Below are 15,208 nucleotides of genomic sequence, written 5' to 3'. Positions count from 1 at the left end.
GGGCCCGGCGCCGGGGGGGCAGACCCCCGGCCGGGGCCGGGGGCGGGCCGGATGTCCGGCCCGCCCGGCGCCGGGTTGGCTGGAGCCCATGAACGTCTCCTTGAACGTCTCCTTACGGCGCCGCCGCCCCCTGACCGTCCTGCTCGCCGCCCTCTGCGTGGGCCTGCTCGCGCCCGCCGCCCCGGCTGCCGCCCGCCCCGGCCCGGCCCCGGCCCCCGACCCGGCCCGCGCGCTCGCCGTCACCGCCCGCCCCGCGACCGACGTCCGCGCCCTGGAGCGGATCGTCGGCGACGCGAAGGTGGTCGGCGTCGGCGAGGCCACGCACAGCTCCCGCGAGTTCTTCCGGGCCAAGCACGAGATCTTCGAACAGCTCGTGGAGCGCCAGGGCTTCACCACCTTCGCCCTGGAGGCCAACTGGAGCACCGGGCTGCTGATCGACGCCTATGTGCGCGAGGGCAGGGGCGACATCCGCCGGATCATGCGGGACGAGTTCCAGGACGCGTACGCCTTCTGGAACACCGAGGAGTACCTGGACCTGTTCACCTGGATGCGGCGGCACAACCAGCGCCACCCGGACCACCCGGTGCGCTTCATGGGCAACGACCTCGGCTACGCGGGCCCCGGGCTCTTCGACGAGGTCACCGGCTATGTGGCCAGGGCGCGGCCGGAGCTGCTGCCCCGCTTCCGGGAGCTGTACCGCGCCTCGCGGCCGACCGGCACCGTGGACGCCTGGATGGACGCGTACCTGGTCCGGCCGCTCGCCGAGCGGGAGGCCATGGCGGCGGACACCGGCGCGGCCCTCGCGCTCCTGGAGCGGCAGCCCCCGGCGGGCCGGGACCGGGCCGCGCGGGAGGCGCACGCGTGGGCGGTGCAGCACGCGCGGGCCGTCGCGCAGGTCGGCCGGGAGTACGCGTACGACCTGCTCGGCGAGCGCGGCGCGCCGCAGACGGCGGAGGCGATGCTGTACCGCGACCGGACGATGGCCGAGAACACGGTCTGGTGGCAGCGCCGCACGGGCGACCGGATGGTGCTGTCCGCGCACGACGGGCACGTCGGCTACGAGACACCCAGGCCCGACCAGTACCCGCGCCTCCAGGGCGCCTTCCTGCGCGACGCGCTGGGCGCGGGCTACGTGGCGATCGGGGCCACCTTCGGGCGCGGCTCCTTCAACGCGCACGACACGCGGGAACCGGGCGAGCCGGTGCGGGAGTTCCGCGTCGGCCCGCTGGGCGCCGACAGCAACGCGCACGTCCTGGACCGGGTGTCGGACCGGCCGTTCCTGCTGGACGCGCGGACCGCGACCCCGGCCGCCCGCCGCTGGCTGGCCGTCGCCCGGCCCACCCGGTCCGTCGGCACGGCCTTCCCCTGGGAGGGCGACGTGACGGACGTGCGGCTGGCGACCGCGTACGACGCCGTGCTGCACTTCCCCGAGATCTCGGCGGCCCGATCGCTCCGCTGACGACTGCCGGTCCCTCCGCGGGGGAAGAAATCGGGAAGGAATCCCGGTGCCGGCGGCACACCTCGACGCGGAGGGACGGGCCATGACGGAGATGAGTGTCGGGCCGTACCGCGAGATCGTTTTCGACAAGGACGGCGACGGCCCCGACGGCCCGGCCGGGCAGGCGGCACGGCTCGCCGGGCTCGCCCGCCAAGGCTGCACGGACCTGCTGGTCTTCGCGCACGGCTGGAACAACTCCCCCACCACGGCCACCCGTTTCTACGCGGCCTTCTTCGCCCCCTTCCCCGCCCTGACGGGGCCGGGGGTGCGGCTCGGGTACGCGGGGGTGGTCTGGCCCTCGATGATGTTCTCCGACGAGCCGGTCCCCGACTTCGCGGCGCTCGCGGCGACCGTGCCCGGCAAGACGGCGGTGGTGGCGCGGATCGCGGAGCTCGTCGGCTCGGCGCCCGCGCGGGAGTCGGCCTTCGTCGAGTTCGGCTCGCTGCTGCGGCAGCTGACGGACACGGACCGGGCCGGCCTGACGGCGTCCGGCGACCCGGAGGTGCCCGCCTTCCTGCGCGCCGATCCGCTCACGACGTACGCCGTGTTCGCGGCCGCGCGGGAGGCGGAGGGGGCGGGCGGGGGCGGGCCTGGCGGGGGCGGGCCCGGCGTCGACGCGGGCGGCGCGGACGAGCCCGGCGCGGGCGGGCCTGACGCCGACGCGGGCGGCGTGGACGAGCCCGGCGCTGACGGGCCCGGCGCTGGCGGGCCCGGCGCTGGCGGGCCCGGCGCTGGCGGGCCCGGCGCTGGCGGGCCCGGCGCTGGCGGGCCCGGCGTCGACGCGTCCGGCGCGGGCGGGCCCGGCGGGGTGCCGGGCGCCGAGGGGCCCGCGCTGCTGGGCGGCGCGCGCCTGAAGCGGCTGTGGAAGGGCGCCGAGGAGGCGCTGCGCCAGGCCACGTACTACACGATGAAGCGCCGCGCGGGCGTGGTCGGCGCCCGGGGGCTCGGCCCGGTGCTCGGCGAGCTCGCGGACGCGGCGCCCGGGCTGCGCGTCCACCTCGCCGGGCACAGCTTCGGCGGCCGGCTGATGGCGCACGCCCTGCTCGGGCTGCCCGACGGCACCCGCACCGTGAAGTCGGTGACGCTGCTCCAGGGCGCCTTCTCCCACTACGCGTTCGCCGCGCGGCTGCCGCACGCCCCGGGGCGGCACGGCTCGCTGCCGGACCTCCAGCGCCGGATCGACGGGCCCCTGGTGGCCTGCCACTCCCGGCACGACACCGCGCTGCGGGTGTTCTACCCGCTCGCCTCCCGGCTCTCGCGCGACGACGACGGGCTCCTCGGGCAGGACGAACGGCGCTGGGGGGCGGTCGGCTACGACGGCATTCAGGCCGTTCCCGGCACGGCCGCCCGCACCCTGGGCGCGGCCCTCCGGGACGGAGTGCCGGGCTCCGGATGTGTCAGCGTCGACGCGGCCGAGGTGGTCTCGGAGCACAGCGACGTCTGCCACCCGGAGCTGGCCCGGGTGGTGGCGAAGGCGGGGCGGTTCGGCGGCTGAGGCACGGATCCGCGTCCCGCGCGGGGGTGCTTTTCCGGCCTCCGGGGGCCCGCTGATGGCTCCCATCCGATTTTCGATGGAACACGAGACGCCTCCCGTTCGTCCCTCTCATATCGCCGAAGTGCCAGCGACGGAGGTGGGGCAGACGATGGCCGGGTTCCGGAGTCTCGCGAGACAGGTCCGTGATCCAGGGAGCGACACGGCCTTGCGGCGGTATTCGCTGCGCAAGTGCCTTGAGCGGTTCGCGCCCTATGGTCACCGGGCGACTTGGGATCACCTGTGCCGGAGCCACGGCTTCGGCCCGGAGGACCGGGAAGCCGATCCGGGGCGGCTGGTGGCCGCCCTGGACGAGTTGGAGGAGGCGCGGGCCGTGTGGCTCGCGTACGAGGAGGAGTTCGCCGCGCGCAGGCGGCGCGAGAAGCACGGCGGGCTGCGCCGGCCGGGCGCGCTCGACGAGTGGCACCGCCGCATCTGGGGCGGCAACGGGGTGGCCCGCTGCGACGACCCCGCCGTGCATCCGCGCGAGCCGCTGCCCGAGGTGGTGGGGCGGCTGGTGGAGGCCCTGAAGCGGGGTCCGGGCGACCACTGCCCGGTGTGCGCGGGGCCGCGCATCGAGTGGCGCGCAGAGCTCGCGGACGAGCCCTGGTTCGGTCCCGTGTGCGAGGACTGCGGGGTGCTCATACCGCGCGCCGTCCTCACGCCCCGGGCCCTCGCCCGCACCCGTGGGGACGCGCTGCCGCGCCTGGCGTCGGTGGCGTGATGCTCCAGGTCTGTCTCAACGGGGGCCGCGGGCCCGGGGATTCGGCGGCCGTGCCGATGTCCCCGGACGCGATGGCCGAGGCGGCGGCGGCCGCGGTCGCCGCGGGCGCCGACGACGTGCACGTACACCCCAAGACGCCCTGCGGCAGCGACACGCTCTCGCCGCGGGTCCTCGCCGACACGCTCGCCGCGATCCGCGCGGCCGTGGACGTGCCGGTGAGCGTGACGACCGGGGTCCGCTCGGAGGCCGACCCGGTGCGCCGGCTCGCCCGCGTCCGCGCCTGGACGGCACTGCCCGACCACGCCTGCGTCAACTGGCACGAACCGGGGGCCGAGGCCCTCGCCGGTGCCCTGCTCGGCCGGGGCGTCGCCGTCGAGGCGTGCCTGCGGTCCGGCACGGACGGCCCGGCCCGCTTCCTGCGCTCCTCGCTCGCCGGGCGGGTGCTGCGCGTCCACGCCGAGGTGACCGACCCCTCCCCCGCGACGGCCGAGGCCACGGCCCGCGCCCTGCTGGCCGCCCTGGCCCGCGCCCCGCACCCCCGCCCGGTCCTGCTGCACGGCGGCGGGGCGACCGCGTGGCCGCTGCTGAGGCTGGCCCGGCGCCTGGGCCTGGACGGCCGGATCGGCCTGGAGGACACCCTGCTGCTCCCCGACGGCAGCCCGGCCCGCTCCAACGCGGAACTGGTGTCGGCCGCCCTCGCGACGCCGGTCAGCATCTAGGTCGGGCAAGAGGCCGGGTAAGAGGCCGGTAAGGACTGCTAAAACGGGTCGCCCGGCGCGCCGCCCGGCAGGCAGAGTGTCCGAGGACGATTCCGCCGCGCCGCACCCCGACTTCACGGTACGGGGGTGGGCCGCACGTCCAGGAGACGAGCGGGGGCCCGCCCACGGGGGTGGCGGGTCCCCGCTCGTACCGTCCCGGCCGGAGCCCGGTCAGGCCCCGCCAGCCCCGGTCGGAGCCGGCAGCCCCGGTCACCCGGTCGCCCGGCCAGACCCCGGTCAGCCCGGTCGCCCGGTCAGACCCCGCGCTCGGGCATCAGGCGCGAGCCGCTGAGCCGCTCGCCGAAGACGTCGTCGGGGTTGGACAGCACGCAGTTGCTCAGCGAGAGGCAGCCGCAGCCGATGCAGTCGCTGAGGTGGTCGCGCAGCCGGCCGAGCTGCTTGATCCGCTCGTCCAGCTCGGTCCGCCAGGCGGCCGAGAGCAGGGCCCAGTCCTCGTGGGTGGGGGTGCGCTCCTCGGGCAGCCGGGCCAGGGCGTCGCGGACGGTCGCGAGCGGGATGCCGACGCGCTGGGCGGCCCGGATGAAGGCGACCCGGCGGAGCGTGTCGCGGCCGTAGCGGCGCTGGTTGCCGCTGGTGCGGCGGCTGCTGATCAGGCCCTTGGACTCGTAGAAGTGGAGGGCCGAGACGGCGGCGCCGCTGCGCGCGGACAGCTGACCGACGGTGAGTTCGTGGATCTTCTCGGGAATCTGCGGCACCCGGTCGAGCCTACGCGAGCCCGGCGCCGCTCCGTTGACAGGAGACTGCCCGCCCCACATGCTGAGCAAGCGCTTAGACAGCATGGGCGTCCGTCGCGTCTCCGACGCCGCCGACGCCATCGGGACGAGGACGACAGGGAGCGGGAACATGGCCGAGCCGAGGATCTTCACCTCCGCCGAGGAGCTGCGCGCCGGGGTCGGCGAGCAGTTGGGCCACAGCGACTGGCTGGAGATCGAGCAGAAGCGGATCGACCAGTTCGCCGACGCGACGGGCGACCACCAGTGGATCCACGTGGATCCGGAGCGCGCCGCCGAGGGCCCGTTCGGGCGCACGATCGCGCACGGCTATCTGACCCTCTCGCTGCTGCCGGTGCTGGTGCCGCAGATCATGCGGGTCGAGGGGATGAAGATGGGCCTCAACTACGGGACGGACAAGGTGCGTTTCCCCGCCCCGGTCCCGGTGGGCTCGCGGCTGCGGGCCACCGCCGTGCTCGCCGAGGTGACGGAGGCGGGCGGCGGGGTACAGGTCAAGGCGGTGGTGACGGTGGAGCGCGAGGGCGGCGACAAGCCGGTCTGCGTCGCCGAGTCGCTCTCCCGCTACTACTTCTGAACCGCTGCCCCCGGCCCCCTGGGCCGCCGCCCCCGGGCCCCGGGGGTCACTTCCGGACCCCGGCCATCCGCAGCACGAGGTCGGCGTAGAGCGCGCCGACCTCGTCGGCGGTGTGGCGTCCCTGGGTGTTGAACCAGCGCGAGACGTCGATGCAGAGCGAGAGCACCGCCACGGTGGTGCCGGCCACGTCGGGGACGTCGAACTCCCCCGCCGCCACGCCCTCGTTGATGATCCGCCGCACGGTGGCCTCGGACTCCCGGCGCAGCCCCACGATCTCGGTGCGGTGCTCGGGGCCGAGGGCGTCGAGCTCGTACTGGACGACCCGGGCGGTGGCGTGCCGCTCGGCGTGCCAGCGCACGAAGCAGCGCACGGCGTCGGCGAGCCGCTCGGCGGCGGTGCCGGGGCCGTCGGCGGCCTCCCGGAGGATCTCCAGGGCCTTGTCGTGCCCGATCCGGCTGATCCGGTGGAGCAGCTCTTCCTTGGTCTTGTAGTGGATGTAGAGCGCGGCCGGGCTCATCCCGGCCCGGCCGGCGATGTCACGGGTGGTGGTGGCGTGGTAGCCGCGCTCGGCGAACGCCTCGACGGCCGCGACGAGCAGCCGCCGGGCCGCCTCGGGCGTGACCTCGACCCACGGCATGTCCTCGCCGCCGGGCGTCTCCTCCGCCACGCTCATCGCACTCTCCTCGTCGGACCTTCGGGAACGACACCATACATCGAAGCTGAGCAAGCGCTTAGAGCACGTGGGCCCGCGCGGGACTCAGCTCTCCTGCCGGTCGCGGACGACCTTGGCGAGGGTGAAGGCGGAGGTGGTGAGGTAGAGGACCGCGACGGCGAGGAAGCCGCGCACCCAGGCGCTGGCCTCCAGCCGGTAGATCCCGACGGTCACCGCCAGGAGCGCGAGACCGAAGGAGAGGATCGCCTGCACGTAGTAGGCGGAGGTGTTCTGCTGCTGCCGCTTGTCCACGTAATCGCTCATGTCCGACAGCATCGGGCGGCGGCGGCCGGGGCGGCATCCGCCCGGATACTCAGCGGGCCGCCGCCCGTACTCAGAACGCGGACACCCCGGTCAGCGCCCGCCCGATGATGAGCTTCTGGATCTGACTGGTGCCCTCGTAGAGGGTCATCACGCGGGCGTCCCGCAGCAGCTTGCCGACCGGGTACTCGTCGATGTAGCCGTAGCCGCCGTAGACCTGGAGGGCGTTGTTCGCCGCGCGGACGGCCGCCTCCGAGGCGAACAGCTTGGCCTTCGAGGCGGCCGTGGCGAACTCCTCGCCCCGGTCGATCAGGTCGGCCACCCGCCAGGTGAGCAGCCGGGCCGCGTCCACGTCGACCGCGATGTCGCTGATCAGCTCCTGCACCAGCTGGTACGAGGCGATGGGCTTGCCGAACTGTTCGCGCTCCCCCGCGTACCGCACCGCCGCGTCGAGCGCCGCCCGGGCGATGCCGACGCAGCCGGCGGCGACCGACATGCGGCCCTTGGCGAGCGCGGACATGGCGACCGAGAAGCCCTTGCCCTCGGGGCCGAGCAGGGCGCCCGCCGGGACCCGGACCCCGTCGAGGACCAGTTCGGCGGTGGCCTGGCCGCGCAGCCCGAGCTTGCCGTGGATGGCGCGGCGAGTGAGTCCGGGGGTGTCGGTGGGCACCAGGAAGGCGGAGACGCCCTTGTGGCCGGGGGCGTCGCCGGTGCGGGCGAAGAGCAGCACGACGTCGGCCCAGGTGCCGTTGGTGATGAACATCTTGCTGCCGTCGATCACGTACGCGTCGCCGTCGCGGACCGCGCGGGTGGCCAGGTTCCCGGCGTCGGAGCCAGTGCCCGGCTCGGTCAGGCCGAAGCAGCCGATCGCGTCGCCGGAGGCGAGCCGGGGCAGCCAGGTCCGCTTCTGCTCCTCGTCGCCCCAGGAGGCGATGGTCTTGGCGACCAGGCCGAGGGAGACGGAGACGATGCCGCGCACGGAGGAGTCGCCGCGGCCCAGCTCCTCGGTCACCAGGCAGTAGGCCAGGTGGTCGCCGCCGGAGCCGCCGTACTCCTCCGGGATCGTGAGCCCCAGGAAGCCCACGGCTCCCAGCTTCCTCACGATCGCACGGTCGACCTCCTCGGCCCGGTCCCAGCCGACGACGTACGGGGTGACCTCACGGGCGACGAAGTCCTCGGCGAGCCGCCGCACGGCCTCCTGCTCCTCGCTCAGCGCCAGATCCACCGTGCCACCCCGTCCCGTTTAATTACCACTGCTAGTTTTCAGGCCCGGGCCTACTATGTGCGCCATGGCCCGACCGCGCAAGCCCCTCCTCAGCCGAGACCGCATCGTCGAGACGGCGGGCGCGCTCGTGGACGCCGAGGGGCTCGCTGCGCTCTCCACCAGGCGGCTCGCGGCCGAGCTCGGCGTGAGCGGCCCCTCCCTCTACAACCACTTCCGGACCAAGGACGAGATCCTGGACGCCGTCGCGGACGCGGTCAGCGCCAAGATCGACCTGTCGATGTTCGCGCCCGGAGACCCCCGCGACTGGCGCACCGCGCTGCACGACTGGGCGCTCTCCTACCGGGCCGCGCTCGACGGGCACCCGCACATCGTGCCCGTGCTCGCCCAGGGCCCCGGGCGCCGTCCGGCCGGACTGCGGGTCGCCGACGCCGTCTTCGGCGGGATGGTCCGGGCGGGCTGGCCACCGGCCCAGGCCACCTCCATCGGCGCCCTGATGCGCTACTTCGTCACCGGCTCCGCCCTCGGCTCCTTCGCCCGCGGCTTCGTCGACGACGAGACCGCCTACGACCCGGCCGACTACCCGCACCTGGGCCAGGCCCACCTCCTCGCGGAGCGGCGCGAGAAGGTCGACCGGGTCGCGTTCGAGACGGGCCTGCGGGCCCTGCTGGACGGCCTCGGGACGCAGTACGCGCCGTACGCGCCCGCCAAGGGGGGCGCCGGGGCGCGGCCCGGCGGGGCCGCCTGACGGCCTGACCGCCTGACCGTCGACGGCCAGGCGACCGGATGCTCCACGGCCCGGCCGGACACTTCGGCCGCCGCCGAACCATCCCCGCGCGATGCTGGGGGCATGGCTTCCCGAGACCTCGCCGCCTTCGCCGCGCTCTTCGCCGACGAGACCCGCGCCGCTTTCCTGCTCGCCCTGCTCGACGGGCGGGCCTGGACCGCCGGGGAGCTGGCCCGGCACGCGCGGGTGGCGCCCTCGACCGCCAGCGGGCACCTGGGCCGGCTCGTCGCGGGCGGGGTGCTCGCCGAGGAGCGGCAGGGCAGGCACCGGTACGTGCGGCTCGCCGACCCGGGTGTCGCGCACCTCGTCGAGGAGCTGACCGCCCGCTCCGCGCCCGCCGCGCCCGAACCGCCGCGCGGGCTGCGGGCGGTGAACGCCGGGCGGGCGATGGCGCGCGGGCGCACCTGCTACGACCACCTCGCCGGGCGGCTCGGGACCACCCTCACCGACGCGCTGACGGCGCGCGGACTGCTGCGCCAGGACACCGGCTTCGCGCTCACCGACCGGGGCCTGGCCTGGTTCGCGGAGCTCGGCGTCCCCCTCGTACCGAAGGGGCGGCGGCCCCTCGCGCGCGGCTGCCTGGACTGGACCGAGCGCCGACCGCACCTCGCCGGGCTCGCCGGGGCGGAGCTGTGCCGGTACGCGCTGGACGCCGGGTGGTGCGTACGGATCGGCTCCGAGCGCGCGGTGCGGGTGACCCCCGAGGGCGAGCGGGAGCTGCGCGAGCGGCTGGGCGTCGACCCGGCGGCGCTGCGGTGAGCGGGGGCGGGGCGCGGGCGCTCCCCGCCGCGATATTGCGGTGAACGCCGAACGGTCCGCGCCGTACGGTCGCCCCATGCCGAAGCACTCCTCCCGTCTCGCGCTCGCCGCCGCCGGTGTCACCGTCGTCCTGTGGGCCTCCGCCTTCGTCTCCATCCGCAGCGCGGGCGCCGCCTACTCCCCCGGCGCCCTCGCCCTCGGCCGGCTGCTGGCCGGCTCCCTGGTCCTCGGCGCGGTCCTGCTGGTCCGGCGCGAGGGGCTGCCGCCGAGGGCCGCCTGGCCGGGCATCGCCGTGTCGGGGCTGCTGTGGTTCGGGGTGTACATGGTGGTGCTCAACTGGGGCGAGCAGGAGGTCGACGCGGGCACGGCGGCGATGGTCGTGAACATCGGCCCGATCCTGATCGCCCTGCTCGGCGGGTACGTCCTGAAGGAGTCGCTGCCGCCCCGGCTGCTCGCGGGGATGGCGGTCTCCTTCGCGGGGGCGGTGGCGGTGGGGCTCTCGATGTCCGGCGCGGGGCACGCCTCGGTGCTGGGCGTCGCGCTGTGCCTGCTGGCGGCCGTGGCGTACGCGGGCGGGGTCGTCGCCCAGAAGCCCGCGCTGGCGCACGGCAGCGCGCTCCAGGTGACGACCTTCGGCTGCCTGATCGGCGCGGTGGCCTGCCTGCCGTTCGCCGGGCGGCTGGTCGAGGAGGCGGGGCGGGCGCCGCTGGCCGCCACCCTCAACATGGTCTACCTCGGCGTCTTCCCGACCGCCCTCGCCTTCACCACCTGGGCCTACGCCCTGGCCCGCACCACCGCCGGCCGGATGGGCGCGACGACGTACGCCGTGCCCGCCCTGGTGGTGCTGCTGGCCTGGGCGTTCCTGGGCGAGCTGCCAGGACCGCTCACCCTGGCGGGCGGCGCGCTGTGCCTGGCGGGTGTGGCGGTCTCCCGCTCCCGCCCGAAGCCGTCGCCGACGGCCCCGGCGGGAACGGGCACCCGGGCCTAGGTCCTGTCATCACACTCCCGTCTGCCTCGCGACGGGAGTGTGACGACAGGCCCTAGAAGACGACCAGGGCCCGGCCGCCCTTGCCCGCGAGCATGTTGTCGAAGGCGCCCGGGATGCCCTCCAGGGTGATGCGTTCGGTGACGAGGGCGCCCAGGTCGAGGCGGCCGGCCCGGATGTGCTCGGCGAGGACCGGGAGGTCCCGGGCCGGGTCGGAGTTGCCGTAGACGCAGCCGGAGAGGGTGCGGCCCCAGTGGAAGAGCTCCAGGGCGTTGAAGGTGACCTGCTGCTCCTTGCCGCCGATGCCGACGACGGTGGTGCGCCCGCCGCGCCGGGTGGCGTCCCAGGCGGTACGGATGGTGGCCGCGCGGCCGACGCACTCGACGGACACGTCGGCGCCGTGGCCGCCGGTCAGCCGCCGGATCTCCTTGACGGTGGTGTCGGAGGCGACCACGTACTCGGTGGCCCCGGCGGCCCTGGCCAGCCCTTCCTTCTCGGGCGACACGTCCACGGCGACGATGGTGGACGCGCCGGCGACCCGGGCGGCCTGGAGGGTGGCGAGGCCGACGCCGCCGACGCCGAACACCGCGACGGTCTCGCCCTGCCGGACCCGCGCCGAGTGGTGGACCGCGCCCCAGCCGGTGAGGACGGCGCAGCCGAGCAGGGCGGCGTCGGTGAGCGGGATCCCGTCCGGGACGGGCAGCACGCAGGCCGCGGCGACCACGGTCTCCTCGGCAAACGCCGCCACGTTGAGCCCCGGGTGCAGCTCGGTGCCGTCCTGGGTGCGGGCGTACACGGCGGCGGCGCCGGTCAGCGCGTTCGCGCAGAGCCAGACCTCGCCGAGCGAGCAGGGGTGGCAGGTGCCGCAGGACGGCGCCCAGTTGAGGACGACGCCGTCGCCGGGGGCGACGTGGGTGACGCCTTCGCCGACGGAGACGACCGTGCCCGCGCCCTCGTGCCCGAGGACGGCGGGCACGGGCACCCGCATCGTCCCATTGGACAGCGACAGGTCGGAGTGGCAGACCCCGGCGGCAGCGAGGCGGACGCGGACCTGGCCGGGGCCGGGCTCGGGCAGTTCGATGCCGGTGATCTCCAGGGGAGAGCCGACGGCGGGCAGGACTGCGGCGCGGATCAAGGGTGGGCTCCTCGGGTCGGTACGTCGCTCAGATCGGTACGTCGCTCAGAACTGCAGGGACTTGGTCTGGAGGTACTCGGCGAGCCCGTGCGCGCCGAGCTCGCGTCCGACGCCGGACTGCTTCCAGCCGCCGAAGGGGGCCAGCGGGTTGAACCGGCCGCCGTTGATGTCGACCTGCCCGGTCTCCATGCGGCGGGCGAAGGCGACGGCCTCCCCCGGCTCGCCCCAGACGGCGCCGCCGAGCCCGTACACGGTGCCGTTGGCGATGGCGAGCGCCTCGGCCTCGTCCGCGTACCGGATGATCGCGAGGACCGGGCCGAAGATCTCCTCCTGGGCGATGGTCATGTCGGGGGTGACGTCGGCGAAGACGGTCGGGGCCACGTAGTAGCCCGTCTCGCGCGGGGCCTCGGGGCCGCCCGCGACGAGCCGGGCGCCCTCGGCGACGCCCTTCTCGATGTAGCCGCGGACCCGGTCGCGCTGCCGGGCGCTGACGACGGGGCCGAGGCGCTCGCCGGGGACGTACTTGGCGACGGCCTCGGCGGCGAGGGCGACGGCCTCCTCGTACCGCTCGGCGGGGACCAGCATCCGGGTCCAGGCGCTGCACGTCTGGCCGGAGTTGGACATGACGTTGGCGACGCCGACGGCGACGGCCTTGCCGAGGTCTGCGCTCGGCAGGATGACGTTGGCGGACTTGCCGCCGAGTTCGAGCGCGACGCGCTTGACCGCGCCGCCCGCGAGGGCGCCGATCCGGCGGCCGACGGCGGTGGAGCCGGTGAAGGAGACGAGGTCCACGCCGGGGTGCTCGGCGAGGGCCTGCCCGGCGACCGCGCCGAGGCCCGTGACCAGGTTGAAGACACCGGCCGGGAGCCCGGCGGCGTGCACGGCCCCGGCGAAGAGCTGGGCGGTGAGCGGGGTGTCCTCGGCGGGCTTGAGGACCACGGTGCAGCCCGCCGCGAGGGCGGGGGCGACCTTGGCGACGATCTGGTGGAGCGGGTAGTTCCAGGGGGTGATCGCGGCGACGACGCCGACCGGCTCGGAGTAGACGGTCGAGTTGCCGACCTTCTCCTCGAAGGGGTGGGTGGCGGCGAGCTCGGCGTACGAACCGGCGACGGCGATCGGCAGTCCCGCGTGCACGGCGGCGGCGAGCTGCGGCGGGGCACCGAGCTCGGCGGTGACGGTGGCGGCGATCTCCTCGGCGCGGGCGGCGAGCGCGTCGCGGAGCGCGCCGATCGCGGCGGCCCGCTCGGCGGGCGGGGTGGCGGCCCAGCCGGGGAAGGCGGCGCGGGCGGCCCGGACGGCTGTGTCCACGTCCTCGGCGGTACCGGCCGGGACGTGGCCGATGACCCGCTCGTCGGCCGGGTCGATCACGGCGATCGTCTCCGTGGAGGTGGCGGGGCGCCATTCCCCGCCGATGTACATCGCGTCGTGGGCCTTCATCCGCTGTCTCCTCCTGCGTCGGGCGTCCTGCGTCGGGGCGGCGCGCTCGCGCACACGGCCGACCCCAAACTAGCGCTGTTAGTTTTCGGGCGCCAGGCTCCCCCGCCCACCGACGACGCCCCCGTTCCCCGCCCACCGATCCTCGCCCTCCGCCTCTCCCGCTGTCCACGGGCCCCCGCACAGGGGTGGCGGGCGGGGTCTGGGGGTTCCCCCCTTGCCAGGGCGCGCGAGAGGGACCGTCGGCGGCGGGGCGGGAGCGCGTGGACGGTGGCCGACGAGCCGCATGGCGGGACGCGGGGGTACGCGGGGAGCGCGGAGAAGGTGCACGGGCGGGGCACCCGGGCGGGCGGCGGGGCGTGCGCCGAGGCCCTGGACGGCTGGCCGGTGGACCGGCCGGCCACGGAGCGGACCCGGGGCGGGACCGGAGGATCCCGAACCGGCCGCCCCGCTGCCGTCCTTGGGCCGGACGCGCCCGGCGGCGGGGCGCGGTCCCGAGGAGGGACGGGACCAGGCTGTTCCGGGCGACGGCGGGGACGCTCGGCGAACTGACTGCGGAACGGCCCGTGATGCCGGTGCCGGACGGTCTCCGCGCCTCGGACGCGGGCACCTTCCGACTCCTCGATCATCTTGCGCGGCGGGCTCGCGGGGACGGAAGGGCTTGGCGATTTCTCGCCACGGCGGGCGACGGACGGCTGGCAGCTGGCTAGGGCCTGTCGTCAAACTCCCGTCTGCCTCGCGACGCCATGCACGCACTCTCGCCGCACCGGGCACAAGCCCGAGTACGTCCAGTACGAGGGCGTGCGCCCGGCACGCCGAGAGCACGCACCTGACGCCGCGAGGCCGCCCTCCGGGCGACGACGGGATTTTGACGACAGGCCCTAGGCCGGCGACGCGGGAACCGCCGACGCCCGGCGGGCCCGCGCCGGGTGGCGTGGGCCCGCCGGGCCAGGTGCGGCAGGAGGGGCAGACGGGGCCGTGGCGGGCGGCCCCGTGGGTCAGATCGCCCGTGGGTCAGATCGCCCGGTCGACGCCCGTGAGGTGGGCGAAGACCACGATGTTCGACTCGTAGCCGCCCTTGCGGTCGAAGGTTCCGCCGCAGGTGAGCAGGCGCAGTTCGGGGCGGCCCGTGGTGCCGTAGACCTCCTTGTCGGGGAAGGCGGTCTTGGCGTACGTGCGGACCCGGTCGACGGTGAAGACGGCGACGCGGCCGTCCGCCCGGGCGATCCGGACGGTGTTGCCGGGGGTGAGCGAGTTGAGGTTGAGGAAGATCGCCGGTCCGGTGCGGGTGTCACGGTGGCCGACGATGACCGCGGTGCCGCGTTCGCCGGGGGTGGGGCCCCCCGCGTACCAGCCGACGAGCCGGGGGTTGTCGACCGGCGGGACGCCGAGTCCGCCGACCCGGTCGAGGCCCACCCCGACGACGGGGGCCTCGATGGTGATGGCGGGGACGCCGAGGGTGGTGGGGCGGGATCTTCCGAGTGGTGCGGGTGGGGGCTGTGGCTTGGCCGTGGCCCGGGCCGCGGTGTGGGCGGCACCCTTCGCCCCGGGAGCCTCCGGGGCCGCGACCGGCGCCGCCACGCCGTGCGCGGCGGGCCCGGCGGCGAGCGCCGGGCCTTCCGGTTCGCCGTCCTGGGCCCACCAGACGCCGCCGATCACCAGGGTGAGGGTCACGGCGACGGTGCGGGCGAGTCTGCGCAGCCTGCGCTGCCGGCGGGCGCCGGGCCTGCGCGAGGCCGGACCGCGCGGGTGGCTCCGGCGCGGGCTCCGCTCGCTCACTGCGGCGGCGGGAGCCCGGCCGGGGGAAACCGTCCTGCGCGGGGAGGGGGACCTACGCGGCGCCATCGTTGCGGCGGCGCGCGCGGCGGATGAGGATCAGTCCGGCGGTGCCCGCGAGGCCCGCCGCGAGGGCGGATCCGACACCGAAGACGGAGCCGTCGTCGGTGTTGGTGGTGGTGGTCTCGGCGGATCCGCCGCCGCCCGCTCCGACGGGTCCGTGGCCATGGGCCGGGATGCGGCGGGTGTGTGCGGTCCGGAGTGAGCCGGGGGGTCGGCGCGGGGTGCGGGCTCGGGTGG

The 15,208-nt window shown here is 75.8% G+C and carries 14 protein-coding genes and 2 pseudogenes; 8 read left to right on the top strand and 8 right to left on the bottom strand.

Annotated elements, in window-relative coordinates:
* Positions 1 to 88: 88 nt before the first annotated feature.
* The 4 genes from AB0C99_RS03340 to AB0C99_RS03325 all read left to right on the top strand — a co-directional run bounded on the left by AB0C99_RS03340 (position 89) and on the right by AB0C99_RS03325 (position 4,472).
* Positions 89 to 1,459: an erythromycin esterase family protein gene (locus tag AB0C99_RS03340; protein ID WP_362468687.1), complete on the top strand. Its 1,371-nt coding sequence runs from the start codon at positions 89 to 91 to the stop codon at positions 1,457 to 1,459.
* A 91-nt stretch (positions 1,460 to 1,550) separates the two neighbouring features.
* Positions 1,551 to 2,993: a serine-threonine protein kinase gene (locus tag AB0C99_RS03335; protein WP_362469074.1), complete on the top strand. Its 1,443-nt coding sequence runs from the start codon at positions 1,551 to 1,553 to the stop codon at positions 2,991 to 2,993.
* Positions 2,994 to 3,141: 148 nt separating this feature from the next.
* The gene (locus AB0C99_RS03330; RefSeq protein ID WP_362468686.1) at positions 3,142 to 3,753 is read left to right on the top strand and encodes a hypothetical protein; all 612 of its coding nucleotides are present in this window, start codon (positions 3,142 to 3,144) and stop codon (positions 3,751 to 3,753) included.
* On the top strand, positions 3,753 to 4,472 hold the full coding sequence (locus AB0C99_RS03325) for a 3-keto-5-aminohexanoate cleavage protein (protein ID WP_362468684.1): 720 nt from the start codon (positions 3,753 to 3,755) through the stop codon (positions 4,470 to 4,472). Before AB0C99_RS03330 ends, AB0C99_RS03325 begins: the two co-directional genes overlap by 1 nt.
* 293 nt (positions 4,473 to 4,765) lie before the next feature.
* Here the strand turns inward: AB0C99_RS03325 and soxR are convergent, their stop codons facing one another.
* Positions 4,766 to 5,227 (bottom strand): redox-sensitive transcriptional activator SoxR, encoded by a 462-nt coding sequence (gene soxR / locus AB0C99_RS03320; protein WP_362468682.1) that lies wholly within the window; start codon positions 5,225 to 5,227, stop codon positions 4,766 to 4,768.
* A 148-nt stretch (positions 5,228 to 5,375) separates the two neighbouring features.
* Here soxR and AB0C99_RS03315 point away from each other — a divergent pair, with 148 nt between their 5' ends.
* The gene (locus AB0C99_RS03315; protein ID WP_362468680.1) at positions 5,376 to 5,837 is read left to right on the top strand and encodes a MaoC family dehydratase; all 462 of its coding nucleotides are present in this window, start codon (positions 5,376 to 5,378) and stop codon (positions 5,835 to 5,837) included.
* A gap of 46 nt (positions 5,838 to 5,883) precedes the next feature.
* On the opposite strand, the gene AB0C99_RS03310 is transcribed toward AB0C99_RS03315, so the two are convergent.
* The 3 genes and pseudogenes from AB0C99_RS03310 to AB0C99_RS03300 all read right to left on the bottom strand — a co-directional run bounded on the left by AB0C99_RS03310 (position 5,884) and on the right by AB0C99_RS03300 (position 8,035).
* Positions 5,884 to 6,510 carry a TetR/AcrR family transcriptional regulator gene (locus AB0C99_RS03310; protein ID WP_362468678.1) on the bottom strand — a complete coding sequence of 209 codons (627 nt, stop codon included), beginning with the start codon at positions 6,508 to 6,510 and terminating at the stop codon, positions 5,884 to 5,886.
* Between the two features lie 87 nt (positions 6,511 to 6,597).
* Positions 6,598 to 6,813: pseudogene (locus tag AB0C99_RS03305) on the bottom strand (YiaA/YiaB family inner membrane protein); the annotation flags it as partial.
* 70 nt (positions 6,814 to 6,883) lie between these two features.
* A complete protein-coding gene (locus AB0C99_RS03300) occupies positions 6,884 to 8,035 on the bottom strand; it encodes an acyl-CoA dehydrogenase family protein (protein ID WP_362468676.1) in 1,152 nt (383 codons plus the stop codon).
* Positions 8,036 to 8,099: 64 nt separating this feature from the next.
* Between AB0C99_RS03300 and AB0C99_RS03295 the strand changes: the two genes are divergently transcribed.
* From AB0C99_RS03295 to AB0C99_RS03285, 3 genes are all read left to right on the top strand, one after another.
* Positions 8,100 to 8,780: a TetR/AcrR family transcriptional regulator gene (locus AB0C99_RS03295; RefSeq protein WP_362468674.1), complete on the top strand. Its 681-nt coding sequence runs from the start codon at positions 8,100 to 8,102 to the stop codon at positions 8,778 to 8,780.
* A gap of 102 nt (positions 8,781 to 8,882) precedes the next feature.
* Positions 8,883 to 9,578, top strand: coding sequence for a winged helix-turn-helix domain-containing protein (locus tag AB0C99_RS03290; RefSeq protein ID WP_362468672.1), 696 nt, complete (start codon positions 8,883 to 8,885; stop codon positions 9,576 to 9,578).
* Positions 9,579 to 9,654: 76 nt separating this feature from the next.
* Complete coding sequence (locus AB0C99_RS03285; RefSeq protein ID WP_362468670.1) at positions 9,655 to 10,566, top strand: DMT family transporter; 912 nt, start codon at positions 9,655 to 9,657, stop codon at positions 10,564 to 10,566.
* 52 nt (positions 10,567 to 10,618) lie between these two features.
* Here the strand turns inward: AB0C99_RS03285 and AB0C99_RS03280 are convergent, their stop codons facing one another.
* From AB0C99_RS03280 to AB0C99_RS03265, 4 genes and pseudogenes are all read right to left on the bottom strand, one after another.
* On the bottom strand, positions 10,619 to 11,698 hold the full coding sequence (locus tag AB0C99_RS03280; RefSeq protein ID WP_362468668.1) for a Zn-dependent alcohol dehydrogenase: 1,080 nt from the start codon (positions 11,696 to 11,698) through the stop codon (positions 10,619 to 10,621).
* A 45-nt stretch (positions 11,699 to 11,743) separates the two neighbouring features.
* Positions 11,744 to 13,135, bottom strand: a complete 1,392-nt coding sequence (locus tag AB0C99_RS03275; RefSeq protein WP_362468666.1) for an aldehyde dehydrogenase family protein — start codon at positions 13,133 to 13,135, stop codon at positions 11,744 to 11,746.
* Between the two features lie 1,011 nt (positions 13,136 to 14,146).
* Entirely contained in the window at positions 14,147 to 14,806 is a 660-nt protein-coding gene (locus AB0C99_RS03270; protein WP_362469072.1) for a class F sortase, read from the bottom strand.
* Between the two features lie 157 nt (positions 14,807 to 14,963).
* Positions 14,964 to 15,208: pseudogene (locus AB0C99_RS03265) on the bottom strand (hypothetical protein); the annotation flags it as partial.

This window comes from Streptomyces sp. NPDC048659, from assembly GCF_040650575.1.
Classification (GTDB): domain Bacteria; phylum Actinomycetota; class Actinomycetes; order Streptomycetales; family Streptomycetaceae; genus Streptomyces.
Note: the sequence above shows the minus strand (reverse complement) of the source record. Positions and strands in the feature narration are given on the sequence as shown.

Coding starts and splice junctions, on each gene's coding strand:
- AB0C99_RS03340 (WP_362468687.1), top strand. CDS start 89: ATGAACGTCTCCTTGAACGTCTCCTTACGGCGCCGCCGCCCCCTGACC.
- AB0C99_RS03335 (WP_362469074.1), top strand. CDS start 1,551: ATGAGTGTCGGGCCGTACCGCGAGATCGTTTTCGACAAGGACGGCGAC.
- AB0C99_RS03330 (WP_362468686.1), top strand. CDS start 3,142: ATGGCCGGGTTCCGGAGTCTCGCGAGACAGGTCCGTGATCCAGGGAGC.
- AB0C99_RS03325 (WP_362468684.1), top strand. CDS start 3,753: ATGCTCCAGGTCTGTCTCAACGGGGGCCGCGGGCCCGGGGATTCGGCG.
- AB0C99_RS03315 (WP_362468680.1), top strand. CDS start 5,376: ATGGCCGAGCCGAGGATCTTCACCTCCGCCGAGGAGCTGCGCGCCGGG.
- AB0C99_RS03310 (WP_362468678.1), bottom strand. CDS start 6,510: ATGAGCGTGGCGGAGGAGACGCCCGGCGGCGAGGACATGCCGTGGGTC.
- AB0C99_RS03295 (WP_362468674.1), top strand. CDS start 8,100: ATGGCCCGACCGCGCAAGCCCCTCCTCAGCCGAGACCGCATCGTCGAG.
- AB0C99_RS03290 (WP_362468672.1), top strand. CDS start 8,883: ATGGCTTCCCGAGACCTCGCCGCCTTCGCCGCGCTCTTCGCCGACGAG.
- AB0C99_RS03285 (WP_362468670.1), top strand. CDS start 9,655: ATGCCGAAGCACTCCTCCCGTCTCGCGCTCGCCGCCGCCGGTGTCACC.
- AB0C99_RS03275 (WP_362468666.1), bottom strand. CDS start 13,135: ATGAAGGCCCACGACGCGATGTACATCGGCGGGGAATGGCGCCCCGCC.